Source organism: Turicibacter bilis, assembly GCF_024499055.1.
Taxonomy (GTDB): Bacteria; Bacillota_I; Bacilli_A; order MOL361; family Turicibacteraceae; genus Turicibacter; species Turicibacter bilis.
Genome location: NZ_CP071249.1, coordinates 1,732,501 through 1,749,015 on the forward strand (window position 1 = coordinate 1,732,501; position 16,515 = coordinate 1,749,015).

The 16,515-nt window shown below is 38.3% G+C and carries 9 protein-coding genes and 2 rRNA genes (1 of these 11 only partly in view); all 11 read right to left on the reverse strand.

Annotated elements, in window-relative coordinates; genetic code table 11:
- Positions 1-994: ribosomal RNA gene (locus tag J0J69_RS08375) — 23S ribosomal RNA — on the reverse strand (it extends 1,897 nt beyond the left edge of the window).
- Positions 995-1,102: 108 nt separating this feature from the next.
- Positions 1,103-2,619 (reverse strand): 16S ribosomal RNA (locus tag J0J69_RS08380).
- Together the 16S and 23S rRNA genes form the textbook arrangement of a ribosomal RNA operon.
- Positions 2,620-2,955: 336 nt before the next feature.
- Positions 2,956-4,677, reverse strand: coding sequence for a phosphoenolpyruvate carboxykinase (locus tag J0J69_RS08385; RefSeq protein WP_212724654.1), 1,722 nt, complete (start codon positions 4,675-4,677; stop codon positions 2,956-2,958).
- A gap of 19 nt (positions 4,678-4,696) precedes the next feature.
- Positions 4,697-5,788 carry a pyridoxal-phosphate-dependent aminotransferase family protein gene (locus J0J69_RS08390; protein ID WP_212723731.1) on the reverse strand — a complete coding sequence of 364 codons (1,092 nt, stop codon included), beginning with the start codon at positions 5,786-5,788 and terminating at the stop codon, positions 4,697-4,699.
- Positions 5,789-5,920: 132 nt separating this feature from the next.
- Positions 5,921-7,174, reverse strand: a complete 1,254-nt coding sequence (purD, locus tag J0J69_RS08395; RefSeq protein ID WP_055305874.1) for a phosphoribosylamine--glycine ligase — start codon at positions 7,172-7,174, stop codon at positions 5,921-5,923.
- Positions 7,175-7,200: 26 nt separating this feature from the next.
- Positions 7,201-8,733 carry a bifunctional phosphoribosylaminoimidazolecarboxamide formyltransferase/IMP cyclohydrolase gene (gene purH / locus J0J69_RS08400; protein WP_055242968.1) on the reverse strand — a complete coding sequence of 511 codons (1,533 nt, stop codon included), beginning with the start codon at positions 8,731-8,733 and terminating at the stop codon, positions 7,201-7,203.
- Between the two features lie 14 nt (positions 8,734-8,747).
- Positions 8,748-9,308, reverse strand: coding sequence for a phosphoribosylglycinamide formyltransferase (gene purN, locus J0J69_RS08405; RefSeq protein WP_055242966.1), 561 nt, complete (start codon positions 9,306-9,308; stop codon positions 8,748-8,750).
- Positions 9,305-10,330 (reverse strand): phosphoribosylformylglycinamidine cyclo-ligase, encoded by a 1,026-nt coding sequence (gene purM, locus J0J69_RS08410; protein WP_055242964.1) that lies wholly within the window; start codon positions 10,328-10,330, stop codon positions 9,305-9,307. Before purM ends, purN begins: the two co-directional genes overlap by 4 nt.
- A gap of 14 nt (positions 10,331-10,344) precedes the next feature.
- Positions 10,345-11,775 carry an amidophosphoribosyltransferase gene (purF, locus tag J0J69_RS08415; RefSeq protein ID WP_212724653.1) on the reverse strand — a complete coding sequence of 477 codons (1,431 nt, stop codon included), beginning with the start codon at positions 11,773-11,775 and terminating at the stop codon, positions 10,345-10,347.
- A gap of 10 nt (positions 11,776-11,785) precedes the next feature.
- The gene (gene purC, locus J0J69_RS08420; RefSeq protein ID WP_055305875.1) at positions 11,786-12,496 is read right to left on the reverse strand and encodes a phosphoribosylaminoimidazolesuccinocarboxamide synthase; all 711 of its coding nucleotides are present in this window, start codon (positions 12,494-12,496) and stop codon (positions 11,786-11,788) included.
- A 310-nt stretch (positions 12,497-12,806) separates the two neighbouring features.
- Entirely contained in the window at positions 12,807-16,514 is a 3,708-nt protein-coding gene (locus J0J69_RS08425; protein WP_212724652.1) for a phosphoribosylformylglycinamidine synthase, read from the reverse strand.
- Position 16,515 lies beyond the last annotated feature (1 nt).

The following is a 16,515-nucleotide window of genomic DNA, read 5'->3' on the forward strand; positions in this document are numbered from 1 at the left end:
CCTTATCACCCACAGTCTGACTCCCGATTATATCTATCTGGCATTCGGAGTTTGATTGAGATCAGTACCCCGAGGTGGGGCCATCACCCATTCAGTGCTCTACCTCCAGTAGACTTAACATCGAGGCTAGCCCTAAAGCTATTTCGGAGAGAACCAGCTATATCCGTGTTCGATTGGAATTTCACCCCTAGCCACAAGTCATCCAAGCACTTTTCAACGTGCCCTGGTTCGGCCCTCCAGTCAGTGTTACCTGACCTTCAGCCTGCTCATGGCTAGCTCACACGGTTTCGGGTCTACAACATCGTACTCTTCGCCCTATTCAGACTCGCTTTCGCTACGGCTCCGCATCTTCTGCTTAACCTCGCACGATATCGTAACTCGCCGGTTCATTCTACAAAAGGCACGCCATCACCCATTAACGGGCTCTGACTATTTGTAGGCACACGGTTTCAGGTTCTCTTTCACTCCCCTTCCGGGGTTCTTTTCACCTTTCCCTCACGGTACTGGTTCACTATCGGTCACTAGGTAGTATTTAGCCTTACGAGATGGTCCTCGTTGATTCCGACGGGATTCCACGTGTCCCGCCGTACTCAGGATTCCTTCCATGCATCTCACAATTTCACCTACGGGACTCTCACCCCCTACGGTTGGCCTTCCCAGACCATTCGGCTATCATGATTTGTCAATTATGAAGGTCCTACAACCCCGGATAAATCCGGTTTGGGCTCTTCCCACTTCGCTCGCCGCTACTACGGGAATCGATTTTTCTTTCTTTTCCTCCAGGTACTTAGATGTTTCAGTTCCCTGGGTCTGTCTCCTATATGGCTATGTATTCACCATATGGTGCTAGCGTATAACCACTAGCGGGTTTCCCCATTCGGATACCCCCGGATCAATGCTCACTTACAGCTCCCCGAGGCGTTTCGCCGTTTGTCGCGTCCTTCTTCGACTCCTAGTGCCAAGGCATCCTCCGTGCGCCCTTATTCACTTAACCTAAATCAAATCTATTGTTTGTTTCTTCTGAATGAAGATATCTAGTTTTCAAAGATCAACTTTGGAAGAAATTCTTCCAAAACTAAACAGAACGTCTCTTTCTCCATAGAAAGGAGGTGATCCATCCCCACCTTCCGGTAGGGATACCTTGTTACGACTTCACCCCAATCATCTACCCCACCTTAGGCAGCTCCCTCCTTGCGGTTAGGCCACTGACTTCGGGTGTTGTAAACTCTCGTGGTGTGACGGGCGGTGTGTACAAGACCCGGGAACGTATTCACCGCGACATTCTGATTCGCGATTACTAGCGATTCCAACTTCATGTAGGCGAGTTGCAGCCTACAATCCGAACTGAGATTGGCTTTATGAGGTTTGCTCCACGTCACCGCTTCGCTTCTCTTTGTACCAACCATTGTAGCACGTGTGTAGCCCAGGTCATAAGGGGCATGATGATTTGACGTCATCCCCACCTTCCTCCAGTTTGTCACTGGCAGTCTCGTTAGAGTCCCCAACTGAATGCTGGCAACTAACGACAGGGGTTGCGCTCGTTGCGGGACTTAACCCAACATCTCACGACACGAGCTGACGACAACCATGCACCACCTGTATCCATTGTCCCCGAAGGGAAAATCCTATCTCTAGAACGGTCAATGGTATGTCAAGACCTGGTAAGGTTCTTCGCGTTGCTTCGAATTAAACCACATGCTCCACCGCTTGTGCGGGTCCCCGTCAATTCCTTTGAGTTTCAGTCTTGCGACCGTACTCCCCAGGCGGAGTGCTTAATGCGTTAACTTCAGCACTGAGGTTCGACCCCCAACACTTAGCACTCATCGTTTACGGCGTGGACTACCAGGGTATCTAATCCTGTTTGCTCCCCACGCTTTCGCGCCTCAGTGTCAGTTACAGACCAGGAAGCCGCCTTCGCCACTGGTGTTCCTCCATATCTCTACGCATTTCACCGCTACACATGGAATTCCACTTCCCTCTTCTGCACTCAAGTCGACCAGTTTCCAATGACCCTCCACGGTTAAGCCGTGGGCTTTCACATCAGACTTAATCAACCACCTGCGCGCTCTTTACGCCCAATAATTCCGGATAACGCTCGCCACCTACGTATTACCGCGGCTGCTGGCACGTAGTTAGCCGTGGCTTTCTCATAAGGTACCGTCACACTCTAGCCATTTCCTACTAAAGTCGTTCTTCCCTTATAACAGAATTTTACAACCCGAAGGCCTTCATCATTCACGCGGCGTTGCTCGGTCAGGCTTTCGCCCATTGCCGAAGATTCCCTACTGCTGCCTCCCGTAGGAGTCTGGGCCGTGTCTCAGTCCCAGTGTGGCCGTTCACCCTCTCAGGTCGGCTACGCATCGTCGCCTTGGTAGGCCTTTACCCTACCAACTAGCTAATGCGCCGCAGGCTCATCCATCAGCGGTGCCAGAAGCACCTTTAAACTTTCGTCCTATCCGGTATTAGCGATCGTTTCCAATCGTTGTCCCCGTCTGATGGGCAGATCACCTACGTGTTACTCACCCGTTCGCCGCTCACCACCGAAGTGGTTCGCTCGACTTGCATGTATTAGGCACGCCGCCAGCGTTCATCCTGAGCCAGGATCAAACTCTCCATAATTAAATGTTTGTTTTTATCCTAAGCTTCCTTAAGAAACTTAATTCTTAAATAAATGTTTGTTGACGTTCTGTTTAGTTTTCAAAGAACTTCGTGTCACCTTGTTTTGGCGACTTTATTAGTTTATCATGTCTGTCTCTTTCTGTCAAACACTTTTTAAACTTTTTTTAAATTTTCGTTATTTGGTACGTCTCTCATTGACGACTCACTTATAATATCATCATTTATATAAATCGTCAATTCTATTTTAATGAATTTTTTTATAAATTTAAATAATCTATACTTATTATTATATATTTGTATTAAAAAGAGGGAATCATTGATTCCCTCTCCTCTCTTTTATTGTTCTTTAATAAAAGCTAATAATTGTTCAGCAGCTTTACGTGGTCCTGAATGTTCTTGACCTTCAATTGCTAAACGTGTACGTAATTGACCAACTTTGATATTCTTATCAAATAGCTTCTCAAAGTATTTATCAATTAATGGGTCTGTTTGATCTTTTAACTGAACCGGGCCAAATGGGTTAGCAAAGTATGATTCTACTAGTCCTGTTTCTGTTGTTGTTCCTTTAGCTTTACGCGCTCCCCGAACGAATACAGCTTTAGCTTCATCAACATTATTGAAAAATTCGAATTCTTCTCCTCCTTCTTCATAGTTGTTAGCATATAAGAACATATCAATAGGGCGACCCGTTGTAATATCTTTATATGTTGCTACCGGGATAACGATACGAGCATTTGTTTTATCTGGATTCATGAAGATACTACGGTCAATTGTACGATATGCATATCCTGTATCTAAATCATCTAGACGAACAAAGGCTCCAATCTCAGTACCATATGCACGTATTTCTCCTTTTTCTAATGATAAAGTTCCCATATCGTCAAAAATTGTTTTCATTTCTTTGATTTCATCTTCAGCAATCATACGTACGGCTTCTAATGTTTCAGATTTACCTGCTCCACTATCTCCGATTACAACGATATTACTTTGTTTTCCACTTTTTAATGTTAATTCAATCATAGCACCGTGTAGTGGAAGTTTCTTTTCATTAATCATTTTAACATTATATAAGGTTAAGATCATTTTTTTCATATATCCGAAATAGTCGTGGTCTTCGCTATATGAAGCATATCCAATCATAATGTCATTTGCTTTATCTTGATAGAAGACTGCGCGATCTTCTTTATCTTTATTACCATATACATAAATTAAGTCTGGCTTACGATTTTGACATTCTTCTAAGTCTGCTAGTTCGAATAAATTACACATTGTGACACCTTGCGCCATGAAATCACGGTGGAAGTAGACATAAGCTAATGCTGTTCCTACTTTAGCAGGGTAAACGAACCAGTTATTTGGATCTAAGTATAATCCATCTAATGGATTTTCAAAGACTTCTTGGAAGATTCCATCACGTTTTGTACGTTTTGGATAAGTGATAAATGGAGGTGTTAATACGATTGATTCAATAAAAGCAGGATAACGTAATCCCATATATTGCATTGGGATATCCCATTGAATTTCATTTAAAACTAAGCCTGCATTGGCACCTACAATTAACTGGCGATAAACGTTTTGGTGGTGTCCGAATAAACGCTCTTCAATCGTACGGTAAACTTTTAATACTAAGTTTGTAAATGAATTATTTGCTTCAATAAATTTGATTTTCTGAATACCTGTTCCTTCTGCACTGTTATAGATAATACTATAACGTTCTAATTGACGCCAATAATCATAAAGTGCTTCAATAAATTCAATTAATGTGTCTTTATGTTGTAATAAAACGATGAACGAACGATTCATCTGCATGATTTCGTCAATTTCTAAAACTAATAATAACTTAAATAACGAAGTTAATTCACTTGCAATTTGCCCTTCCCCGCATACGTAAGATAACTGCTCATATACTGGTGATTCTTTCTTTTTTAATTTTTTTAAGAATCTTGTTAAAACTCGTTCGAACCCTTGGCTATTTAATAACTCATCTTCTGTATTACAATAGTGTGCAGAAAAGTTGATAACTGCGGTATTACGTTCTAATTCAAATTGTGGCTTCATTACGTTGTCCCCTTTCTTCTTACTTTTTACATTCAGGAAGAACTTCCTTAATGTATTCAATTAGTAAGTCAATCTCCCTTTCTGTGATTTCTCCGATAATTCCAACGCGTAGCATTCTTCCAGCGTAAATTCCCATTCCTCCCGCAACGGTGAAGTCATATCGTTCATCAATTAGTGCTGTTAACTTGCTTCCATCTATATCTTTTGGAACGATAACAGGCACTAATACATTTCCTCGAATGGATTCATCTTCAATAAATAAAGTAAATCCTAACTCTTTAAATTTATCTTCAGCATATTTACGAATGGATTGTTTGTCCTCAATAATTTGAGGTAATCCTTTTGCTAATAGTTGACGCAATGCGGCTTGTAATGCTACAACGATTGAAATAGCTGGTGTAAATGGTTGCTCAGCTTTGTTGTAAAAATAATTCAAATACTTACGATAGTCCCAATAATATTTTGGAATGTTTGAATGTTCTACTGCTTCTTTTGCCTTATTACTTAAAGCAACAAAGCTAAGTCCGGGAGGAAGTAAAAATCCTTTTTGGCTACTAGCGACTGCACAGTCAACTCCCCATTCATCTAAATGAAACTGTTGAACGATCATTCCACTAATACAGTCCGCAATTAAAAGACGATCTGTATTTTTTGTTAAATTTCCTAATTGTTCAAGATTATTCACAACACCTGTTGCAGTTTCATGATAGGTAACAAAGATTCCTTTGATTGCTGGATGTTTTTCTAACATCTCCTGAACATCTACTACATTATAAGTTTTTCCCCACTCATAACGTAATTCATGAACTTGTAATCCATAAACTTGACAGATTTCAATAAATCTTTCCCCAAACCATCCTGTATTAATGACTAAGACTTCATCATTTGTCGAGAACAAGTTGACGATTGTTGATTCCATCGATCCTGTCCCAGATGATGTTAGGATCAAAACATCATTGTTAGTATCAAAGACAACTTTTAAATCTTCATTAATTTCTTTTAATAGTTGATGATAATCTGCCATTCGATGATGAATTAAGTCTTGTCCTAATACTTGTCTAATTTCTTCAGGCACATTCGTAGGACCAGGTGTAAATAAAATCTTACTCATTTGTGTCACCCACTTCTTTATAAATAACAGTATATATATAAAATACGTCTTTTTCCTTAATTTGTCATTATCTGCTAATGTTTTTTTTAATATATAAAGGGAGATTGCTACTCATCTCCCTTTATGCTATGTTTAGCAACTTGTTGCTTTTTTTGCGATGTCAGTTCGATAGAATAGATCATCACAATTAATTTTTTGAATTTCTTTATAAACTTTTTGGCGTGCCTCTTCTAATGTGTTTCCACTTCCAACCACAAACAGAACACGTCCACCATTTAATGTAATCTTTCCATCTACTAGTTTTGTTCCCATATGACAGACATCGACATCTACTAAGTTTTCAAGTCCTTCAATCACAGTTCCTTTGACATATGAACTTGGATATCCTTTTGCTGCTAATACAACTCCTACTGTGGCTTGATCCGACCAAACACATTCGATATCTTTTCCATCAAGTAAAGAGAATATAATATCTGTTAATTCTGTTTCAAGACGAGGTAGTAATACCTCTGTTTCAGGATCTCCAAAACGTGCATTGAATTCAATCACTTTAATTCCATTTGCTGTTTTCATGAGTCCAGCATATAAGATTCCTGTAAATGGGATTCCTTCTTCAATCATTGCTTTGGTCATCGGCTCAATAACAGTTTGAATAGCTTCTTCATAATCAGTATCTAAGATTAATGGGTGTGGACTATGATTTCCCATTCCACCTGTATTGAGACCTTTATCATTATCATATGCTCGTTTATAATCACGTGCAATTGGCATGGCTTTATAAATATCATTTGATACAAAGGCCATTAATGAGAATTCTTCACCATCTAAAAATTCTTCAATGACTACTTTTGAAGAAGCATCTTCAAACTTACGGTCTAAAAGCATTTCTTTTACTGTTTGGTTAGCTTCTTCTAATGTTTGACAAATAACAACACCTTTTCCGGCTGCTAAACCATCTGCTTTGATTACGATTGGCATCGATTGAGTTTCTAAGTATGCTAATGCTTCTTCTACTTGAGTAAACTCGCCATAAGCAGCCGTAGGAATGTTATATTTCGACATCATATATTTAGCGAATGATTTACTACCTTCGATTAAAGCGGCTTCTTTTGTTGGACCAAATACGGGTAAATCTAATTCCTTGAATTTATTAACAACCCCAGCCATTAATGCCATTTCTGGTCCTACGATGGTTAAATCAATTTGATTTTTCTTTGCAAAGTTAGCTAATGCATTTACATCAGTCTCTTCAATAGGAACTAATGTTGCTTCAATCATTCCGTCATTTCCTGGCGCACAAAAAATTTCTGTTACTTTTGAATCACGAGCTAATTTTTTAACGACTGCATGTTCGCGTCCACCGCGTCCAATAACTAAAACTTTCATTTCTTTCTCCTCTATTCCCGCTTCAATTAATGTTTAAAATGACGAACTTTTGTGAAGACCATTGCGATTCCATGTTTATTACATGCATCAATTGAGTCTTGGTCTTTAATTGATCCACCAGGTTGAATAATCGCTTTGATTCCATATTTTGCAGCTAATTCGACTGTATCTGACATTGGGAAGAAGGCATCTGACGCTAGGTAAGCCCCTTGTGCTAATGCTCCAGCTTGTTCTAATGCAATTTTAGCTGATCCAACACGATTCATTTGTCCAGCTCCAACTCCGATTGTCATATCATTTTTAACTAATGTAATGGCATTTGATTTAACATGTTTACAAACTTGGAATCCGAATAATAATTGTTCTAAGTCTTCTTCCGTTGGTTTAACTTCAGTGACACATTCTAAATCTTCTTTTTTCACTTGAACTGTGTCTAACTCTTGAACTAATAATCCACCTTTAACTGAAACTAATTTTTGTCCTGGTTGTAGACGTTGACTCATATCTGTTGTTAATAAGCGAATGTTCTTCTTTTGTTTTAAAACTTCTAACGCTTCTTCTGTGAAGCTTGGTGCAATGACGATTTCTAAAAAGATTTTATGTAATTCTTCAGCTAATGGCTTCGATACTTCACGGTTTAAGGCAACAATTCCACCGAAGATTGATGTTGGATCGGCTTCATAAGCTTTTGCATAAGCTTCTTCAATTGTTGTTCCAAGTCCTACTCCACATGGATTCATATGTTTAACCGCAACGGCTGCAGCTCCTTCAAACTCTTGTAAAATTTCTAAAGCTGCGTTTGCATCTGAGATGTTATTGTAAGATAATTCTTTCCCATGTAATTGCTCACTCGATACAACACTATATGATGGTTGTTGTAATGTTTGATAAAATGCTGCTTTTTGGTGTGGGTTTTCTCCGTAACGTAACGTTTGCTTTAAGTCATAAGTGACTGTTAGTTTTTCTGGAACTTCTACTTCGTTAATTTCATTAAAATAGTTAGCGATCATCGCATCGTATGCTGCTGTATGATTAAAAACTTTTCCAGCTAACATTTGACGTGTTTTTAGAGTTGTATTGCCTTGCTCACGAATTTCAGAAATGATTAAATCGTAATCATTTGCATCGACAACTACTGTGACATCATTAAAGTTTTTCGCTGCTGAACGTAACATTGATGGTCCACCGATATCGATATTTTCGATTTTATCTTCGTGAGTGGCTTCAGGGTTTTGAATGGTTTTAGCAAATGGATATAAATTAACACAAACTAAGTCGATGTATTCGATGTTGTTTTGTGTGACTTGTTCTTGATGATGAGCATCGTCACGTTTAGCTAATAATCCACCATGTACCATTGGGTGTAACGTTTTAACGCGTCCTTCTAAGATTTCTGGAAATCCTGTCACTTCATCAATAGCAATGACGTTCATGCCTGCTTCTTCTAATGTTTTCTTTGTTCCTCCAGTTGAGATAATTTCATATCCTAATTCGACTAAGTTTTGAACGAATGATACTAAGTTTGTCTTGTCTGATACACTAACTAATGCACGTTTCATCTCTCGTACTCCTCCTAAGCTTGTAAAAGTTGCGTAATAACTTGCGGATACAACTCATGTTCTAATGCGTGAATACGCGTTTCAACTTCTTCTCTTGTTTCATTTCCTGTTCGTTTAAAGCATGCTTGATCGATAATATTTCCTGTATCAATCCCTGCGTCAACATAGTGTACAGTCACTCCCATGACTTTTACACCATAATTTAAAGCATCTCCAATTCCATCACGACCTGGAAAAGCAGGTAATAACGCTGGATGGATGTTAATAATTTTACCTTCATAGGCATTGAGTAAGGTTTCCCCGATAATACGCATATAACCAGCTAAGACAATTAAATCTGGTTGAATCAAATTTAATCGTTGGCAGATTTCTTTTTCGAAATCTGCTTTTGTTTCATACTCTTTTGGATTAAAAACGAATGTCGGAATGTGTAGTTTTTCCGCACGTTCTAAACAGTAAGCTCCTGCTTTGTCGCAAACTAGTAATGCCACTTCACATGTTTTTTGATGTAACTTATCAACGATAGTTTGAAAGTTGCTTCCACTTCCTGATGCAAAAACAACTATTTTTTTCATACTAATTGAACTCCTTCACTGTCTGTTACTACACCGATGACGTGTGGTTTTTCTCCAGCTTCTGTTAAACTATTCATTGCTTTTTCCACGTCTTCTGCTGCTACGATGATTGCCATTCCAATTCCCATGTTGAAGATGTTATACATTTCACGCTCATCTAACTTTCCTAATTCTTTTAAATAGTTAAAGATTGGTGGCATTGGATATGAGTCTTTATTGATTTTCACCCCATGACCAGCCGGTAAAGTACGAGGAATATTTTCATCAAATCCTCCACCTGTAATGTGTGCCATTCCATGAACGTCTACCTCTTTTAATAAAGATAAGATTGGTTTAACATAAATTTTTGTTGGAGCTAATACAGCTTCTCCAACTGTCATTCCTAATGATTCTTCGTATGTGTTTAAATCGATGTTGTTATCTTTGAATAAGATTTTACGGACTAGTGAGTATCCATTTGAGTGAATTCCGCTCGATAATAATCCGATGATGACATCACCTGCTTTTACTTTTTCACCTGTGATTAATTGATCTTTTTCAACAACTCCAACAGCAAATCCTGCTAAATCATAGTGGTCTAAGTCATACATATCTGGCATTTCAGCAGTTTCTCCACCTATTAAGGCAGCACCTGCTTGTTCACATCCGTCTGCCACTCCTTTAACAATAGCTTCAATTTTTGCAGGCTCATTTTTTCCAACTGCTACATAATCAAGGAAGTATAATGGTTCTGCCCCTTGTACAACGATGTCGTTAACACACATAGCTACGCAGTCAATTCCAATCGTGTCATGAACATCAGCTTTAATAGCAACCATTAATTTTGTTCCAACACCATCTGTTCCTGAAACTAATAAGGGTTGTTTATAGTTTAGGGACGATAAGTCAAACATGGCTCCAAAAGCTCCAATTCCAGAGAATACCCCTTTGCGATGTGTTTTTGCTACGTGTTTTTTAATACGGTTAACCGATTCGTAGCCTGCTTCTAAGCTAACCCCAGATTGTTCATATGCTTTACTCATTTCTCTTCCACCTCTTATTTAACTTCTTTGTTTGCACATTTTACATCTTCATATAAATAGGTTGGGTAATCGCCGTTAAAACAAGCGACGCATTGTCCGCAGTTTTTTCCGAGTTTTGGACTGCGTCCCACTCCTTTTGTTAATCCATCAACTGAGATGAAAGCAAGCGAATCGGCACCAATCACTTCACAAATTTGCTCTGTTGTATGGGTTGCCGCAATGAGTTCATCATATGTTGAGAAATCAACTCCATAAAAACATGGGAATTTAATTTCAGGTGAAGCGATGCGTACATGGACTTCCTTAGCTCCTGCCTCACGCAACATGTCAACCATTCTACGAGACGTTGTTCCACGAACGATTGAGTCATCAATTAAGACCACGCGCTTGTCTTTAACAATTGAGCGAACAGCTGATAATTTCATCTTCACACCTTGTTCACGAAGTGTTTGTGAAGGTTGAATGAATGTACGACCGATATATTTATTTTTTACCATTCCGATTTCGAATGGGATGTTTGCCTCTTCGGCATATCCAATAGCCGCGCTTAATCCTGAATCAGGAACACCTACTACGATATCGGCTTCAATCGGTGCTTCTTGTGCTAAAATACGACCACAATTTTTACGAGCTTGATGAACGTTAATTCCTTCGACGTCACTGTCAGGGCGTGCAAAGTAAACGTACTCCATACTACACATGCTTTGATCACATGTTGTTGCATATCGTTCTGATGTTATTCCCTCTAAATCGATACGAATAACTTCTCCTGGTTTGACGTCACGAATATACTCTGCCCCGATGACATCAAAAGCACAAGTTTCAGAGGCAACAACGATTCCATTGTCCCCAATGCGTCCAAGTGATAGTGGACGTAAACCAAATTTATCTAAAGCAATGTACATTTCGTTTTCTTTTAATAATAAGAAGGCAAAAGCTCCTTCGATATAAAGTAATGATTCTTTTAAAGCAGTTAGCATGTCTCCACGTTGACGCTTTAATAAGTGAGCTAAAATTTCTGAATCTGATGTTGTTTGAAAGATACTTCCTTCACTTTCTAAATACACTTTTAATTGATTGGCATTAACTAAGTTTCCATTATGACATAATCCAAGTGGACCAGATTGAGAACGGAATAAAAAGGGCTGTACATTCATGATTCCTCCTCCACCAGCTGTTGAATAACGAACGTGACCAATTGAATGGATTCCTTTTAAACGATCGATATCTTGTTGGGTAAAGACGTTACGAACAAGTCCTTCTCCTTTATGCTGATGAAGCATTTTTCCATCACTTGTGACAATTCCTGCTCCTTCTTGACCGCGATGTTGAAGGGCATGAAGACCGTAATAAGTTAATTCAGCTGCATTTTCATGGTTAAATACTCCGAACACACCGCATTCTTCATTCATCTTATTTTCAAAAAATAAATCTAATTCTGACATATTCCCCACCTTAGCGACTTACGCGATTTAAAATTTCAATATAAGCTTCTTCTACATTTCCAAGGTCACGACGGAAACGATCTTTGTCTAATTTTTCGTTTGTTTCTTTGTCCCATAAACGGCATGTATCTGGTGAAATTTCATCTGCTAATACGATTGTCCCGTCTTCTGTACGTCCGAATTCAATTTTAAAGTCGATTAAACGGATTCCTTGTGCATCGAAGAATTCAATTAAGGCTTGGTTGATTTCTAATGTCATTTCTTTGATTGTTGCTAATTCTTCATATGTCGCTAATCCTAATGCTACGGCATGATCGTCATTGATTAACGGATCTCCATATGCATCATTTTTGTAGCATAATTCGTATACCACATTGCTTGGAATTGTTCCCTCTTCGATTCCTAAGCGTTTTGCCATGCTTCCTGCGATGATGTTACGGACGATAACTTCTAATGGTACGATTTCAACTTTGTGACATAATTGATCACGGTCATTTAATTTTTCGATGAAGTGAGTTTTAACTCCACGTTTTTCTAACATTTCGAAAATGATAGTTGTAATCGCGTTATTTAAAATTCCTTTGTTAGTAATACTTGTTTTTTTTACCCCATTGAATGCTGTTGCATCATCTTTATAGTGGATGATTACTTTTGCTACATCATCTGTTTTGAAAATTTGTTTTGCTTTTCCTTCGTATAACATTACTCGCTCTTGATTCATAGCTATGCCCTCCATTTTATCTCTATATAATATAGAAAGTAATTTTAGACAAACGCTCCGAGCTTTTGCGAGGAGCTAGTTTGTCTTATCCTGTGGGTTGAATAAACTCTCCGAACCTCTGTGAGGAGTTAGGATTGTTTATTCTCAAGGTTCCTTTCTTCTCTCATCCTAATTACTTGTTTTTTTACTCAATCTAGTTTCAAATAGCAGCTTGGCTATAAAGTTACAAACTATCTAACGACTCTCTATGTGTCACTGCCAGTTTTCATAACTTTTACGCGAAGCTAACCGCTTGATCTAACCTTTTATATTATTTAAAGTATTTAACTCCACTTTGGAAGATTAATTGATCGTAGTCACCTGGTACGTTTTTAAAGATTTGTTCACCCATACGTTCAGAGTGTCCCATTTTACCAAGAATGCGTCCATCTGGACTTGTGATACCTTCTACGGCTGCAATTGATCCGTTTGGATTATAGATTCCATTCATTGTTGGTTTTCCGTCTAGGTCAACATATTGTGTCGCAATTTGACCATTTTCGATTAATTGTTTGATCATAGCATCGTTAGCAACGAATTTCCCTTCTCCATGTGAGATGGCTACGTTGTGGATATCTCCAACATTTGCTCCTGATAACCAAGGTGATTTATTTGAAGCAATTCGTGTACGAATAATTTTAGACATATGACGGTTAATATCATTTTTCGTTAATGTTGGTGAATCTTCTGTCACCATTCCAAATTTTCCATATGGTAATAACCCTGATTTGATTAAGGCTTGGAATCCGTTACAAATCCCTAAAATTAATCCATCACGCTCTAATAATCCTTCAATACTTTCACGGATTTGTTCATTCATTAATACTGATGTAATGAATTTTCCTGATCCATCTGGCTCATCTCCGGCGCTGAATCCTCCTGATAACATTAAAATTTGTGATTCATTGATATGTTTAACCATACGTTCGATTGACGCTTCGATATCTTGATGGTTTTGGTTACAGAATACATCAATCATTGATTTAGCTCCTGCTTGTTCGAAAGCACGTGCAGTATCATACTCACAGTTTGTTCCCGGGAAGACTGGTAAGAAGACTTGTGGTGTTGCACCTAACGATGACGTTGTGATGATTGTATTTTCATAATTCACTGTTGGAACTTTTGCTTCTTCAGCTACAGATGCGACTGGATATAAGTTTTCAAATGTTCCTTGCCATGCAGCTAAGCTCTCCTCAATTGTAATGACTTCTTGGTTGATTACGATTAACGGATCAGTTGTTGTTTTTCCTAATAAGTGTGCCTGATCGAATAATAATGGACGATCCGATTCAACAATGATTGAACCTAATTCTAAGTTAAATAAATCATATCCTGTTTTAATATTTGCTCCAATTTTATTACCAAATGACATTTTAGCAATCGCTTCAGCAATCCCACCTTGTTTAATTGTGAAGGCAGATTTGATATGCCCAATTGTAACCATGTCATAGATAAAGTTAAAGTTTTCTTTTAATTGTTCGATATTTGGCATTAAATCTTTTGTTGGTTCATGTTTAATTAAGTAGATATAATGTTCTGGGGCTTTAAATTCTGGTGATAAAATTTTATTTGCTTTTTCAACTTGTACTGCGAATGAGATTAATGTCGGTGGAACGTGTAAATCTTCAAATGAACCACTCATACTATCTTTCCCACCAATTGCTGGTAAGCCAAATCCTTTTTGAACGTAAATTGATCCTAATAAAGCTGCAAATGGTTGTCCCCAGTTCTTAGGATCTTGACCTAAACGACGGAAATATTCTTGGAATGAGAAACGAATTCCTTGCCATTTACCACCTAATGCCACGATTTTAGCCATTGATTCAACGACAGCATAAGCTGATCCGTGGAATGGTGACCATGATGTAATCTCAGGATTATATCCGTAAGTTAACATACTGACAGTGTTTGTCACTCCATGAAGAAGTGGAATTTTATGAACTGAACCTTCTGTTTCAGTTAATTGATATTTCCCACCGTAAGGCATTAAAACAGTTGTTCCTCCGATAGTCGAATCGAACATTTCAACCATTCCTTGTTGTGAGGCAACGTTTGGTTGTTTTAAGTTATTTAAGAATTTTTCTTTAATTGATTTTCCTTCTACTTTACTTACAAATGGATTATCTTCTAAATCAGTTGGTACGATAATATTAGTTGATTGACGTGCTCCATTTGTATCTAAGAAGTCACGTGATAAGTTAACGATGGCGCGTCCGTTCCAGTTCATCACTAAACGGTTAGTATCTGTCACTTCTGCTACGATTGTTGCTTCTAAATTTTCTTTATTCGCGAACTCAATTAATGCATTCACATCTTCTTTAGCTACTAAGACCGCCATACGTTCTTGCGATTCTGATACGGCAAGTTCTGTTCCATTTAATCCGCTATACTTGACAGGAACAGCATTTAAGTCAATATTTAATCCATCTGCTAACTCACCGATGGCAACACAAACCCCACCTGCTCCAAAGTCGTTACATTTTTTGATTAAACGAGTCACTTCACCGTTACGGAATAAGCGTTGGATTTTACGCTCAGTTGGTGCATTTCCTTTTTGAACTTCTGATGAAGCGGTTTGAATTGATGTTTCAGTGTGGGCTTTTGATGATCCAGTTGCACCACCGATTCCATCACGTCCTGTACGTCCACCTAATAAAACAATAATATCCCCTGCTTCAGGCTTTTCACGACGAACGTCACTTGCTTTAACAGCTCCGACAACTGCTCCAACCTCCATATGTTTTGCTTTATATCCTTCATGATAAATTTCACGAACGAATGTTGTTGGTAAACCAATTTGATTTCCATATGAACTATTTCCATCAGCTGAACGTTTAGAAATAATTTTTTGTGGAAGCTTTCCTTCCATTGTTTCTTCTACTGTTTCTAAAACATTTGCTCCACCGCTAATACGCATCGCTTGGTAAACATAAGAGCGGCCTGATAGTGGGTCACGAATAGCTCCTCCGATACATGTTGAGGCTCCACCAAATGGTTCAATTTCTGTTGGATGGTTATGTGTTTCATTTTTGAACATTAATAACCATGGTTCAGTTTCTCCATCAACATCAACATCGATATAGATGCTGCACGCATTGATTTCATCTGAAACTTCTAAATCATTTAATGATCCTAATTTGCGTTGTTCTTTCATTGCAATTGTTGCCATGTCCATTAAAGTCATTGGCTTACGATTATGATGCACACGCTCACGCATCATGCAGTACTCTTCAAATGTTTGTTGTAAAATATCATGGAAACGTCCACTTTCAAATGTCACATTTTCAATTAATGTTTCGAATGTTGTATGACGACAGTGGTCTGACCAGTAAGTATCAAGCACTTTTAACTCCGTTTCTGTTGGATTACGGCGTTCTTCTTTGCGGAAGTAGGCTTGAATCATTTTAATATCATCAAGTGTCATTGCCATTCCGTGTTCATGTAAGAAATTATTTAATAATTCATCACTATAATCGATAAACCCTTCATAAGTTGGAACATCTTCAATTTCTACATTTTCATCGAAAGATAGTGGTGCTTGTAAATCTTTTTCACGCATTTCAATCGGGTTAATGTAGTATTGTTTAATTTTTTCGATTTCTACTTCTGATGCGATTCCATCTAAAATAATCACTTTACCACTCTTAACACGAACTTCGTCATTTCCTGTTAAAAGTTGAATACATTGAATTGCAGAGTCGGCACGTTGATCATATTGACCTGGTAAAAACTCAACAGCAAAATACGTTTTACCTTCTAAGTCTAACGACATGCTAACGATGTCTGTTACTGTTTCTGATAAAACATTTTGCTTTGCTGTCTCAATCTCTTGCCCGTTAACGTTAAAGACATCATAAACGTTAATCGTACGCACATTTGTTAATGATAAATGTAAGTTCTCATTTAAATCATGACATAAGCTTTTCGCTTCTGTGGCATACATCTCCTTCTTTTCTACAAAAACACGATACTGACTCATT

Coding starts and splice junctions, on each gene's coding strand:
- J0J69_RS08385 (WP_212724654.1), bottom strand. CDS start 4,677: ATGAAGCCACAATTTGAATTAGAACGTAATACCGCAGTTATCAACTTT.
- purM (WP_055242964.1), bottom strand. CDS start 10,330: ATGAGTAAAGCATATGAACAATCTGGGGTTAGCTTAGAAGCAGGCTAC.
- purH (WP_055242968.1), bottom strand. CDS start 8,733: ATGAAACGTGCATTAGTTAGTGTATCAGACAAGACAAACTTAGTATCA.
- J0J69_RS08425 (WP_212724652.1), bottom strand. CDS start 16,514: ATGAGTCAGTATCGTGTTTTTGTAGAAAAGAAGGAGATGTATGCCACA.
- purD (WP_055305874.1), bottom strand. CDS start 7,174: ATGAAAGTTTTAGTTATTGGACGCGGTGGACGCGAACATGCAGTCGTT.
- purC (WP_055305875.1), bottom strand. CDS start 12,496: ATGAATCAAGAGCGAGTAATGTTATACGAAGGAAAAGCAAAACAAATT.
- J0J69_RS08390 (WP_212723731.1), bottom strand. CDS start 5,788: ATGAGTAAGATTTTATTTACACCTGGTCCTACGAATGTGCCTGAAGAA.
- purF (WP_212724653.1), bottom strand. CDS start 11,775: ATGTCAGAATTAGATTTATTTTTTGAAAATAAGATGAATGAAGAATGC.
- purN (WP_055242966.1), bottom strand. CDS start 9,308: ATGAAAAAAATAGTTGTTTTTGCATCAGGAAGTGGAAGCAACTTTCAA.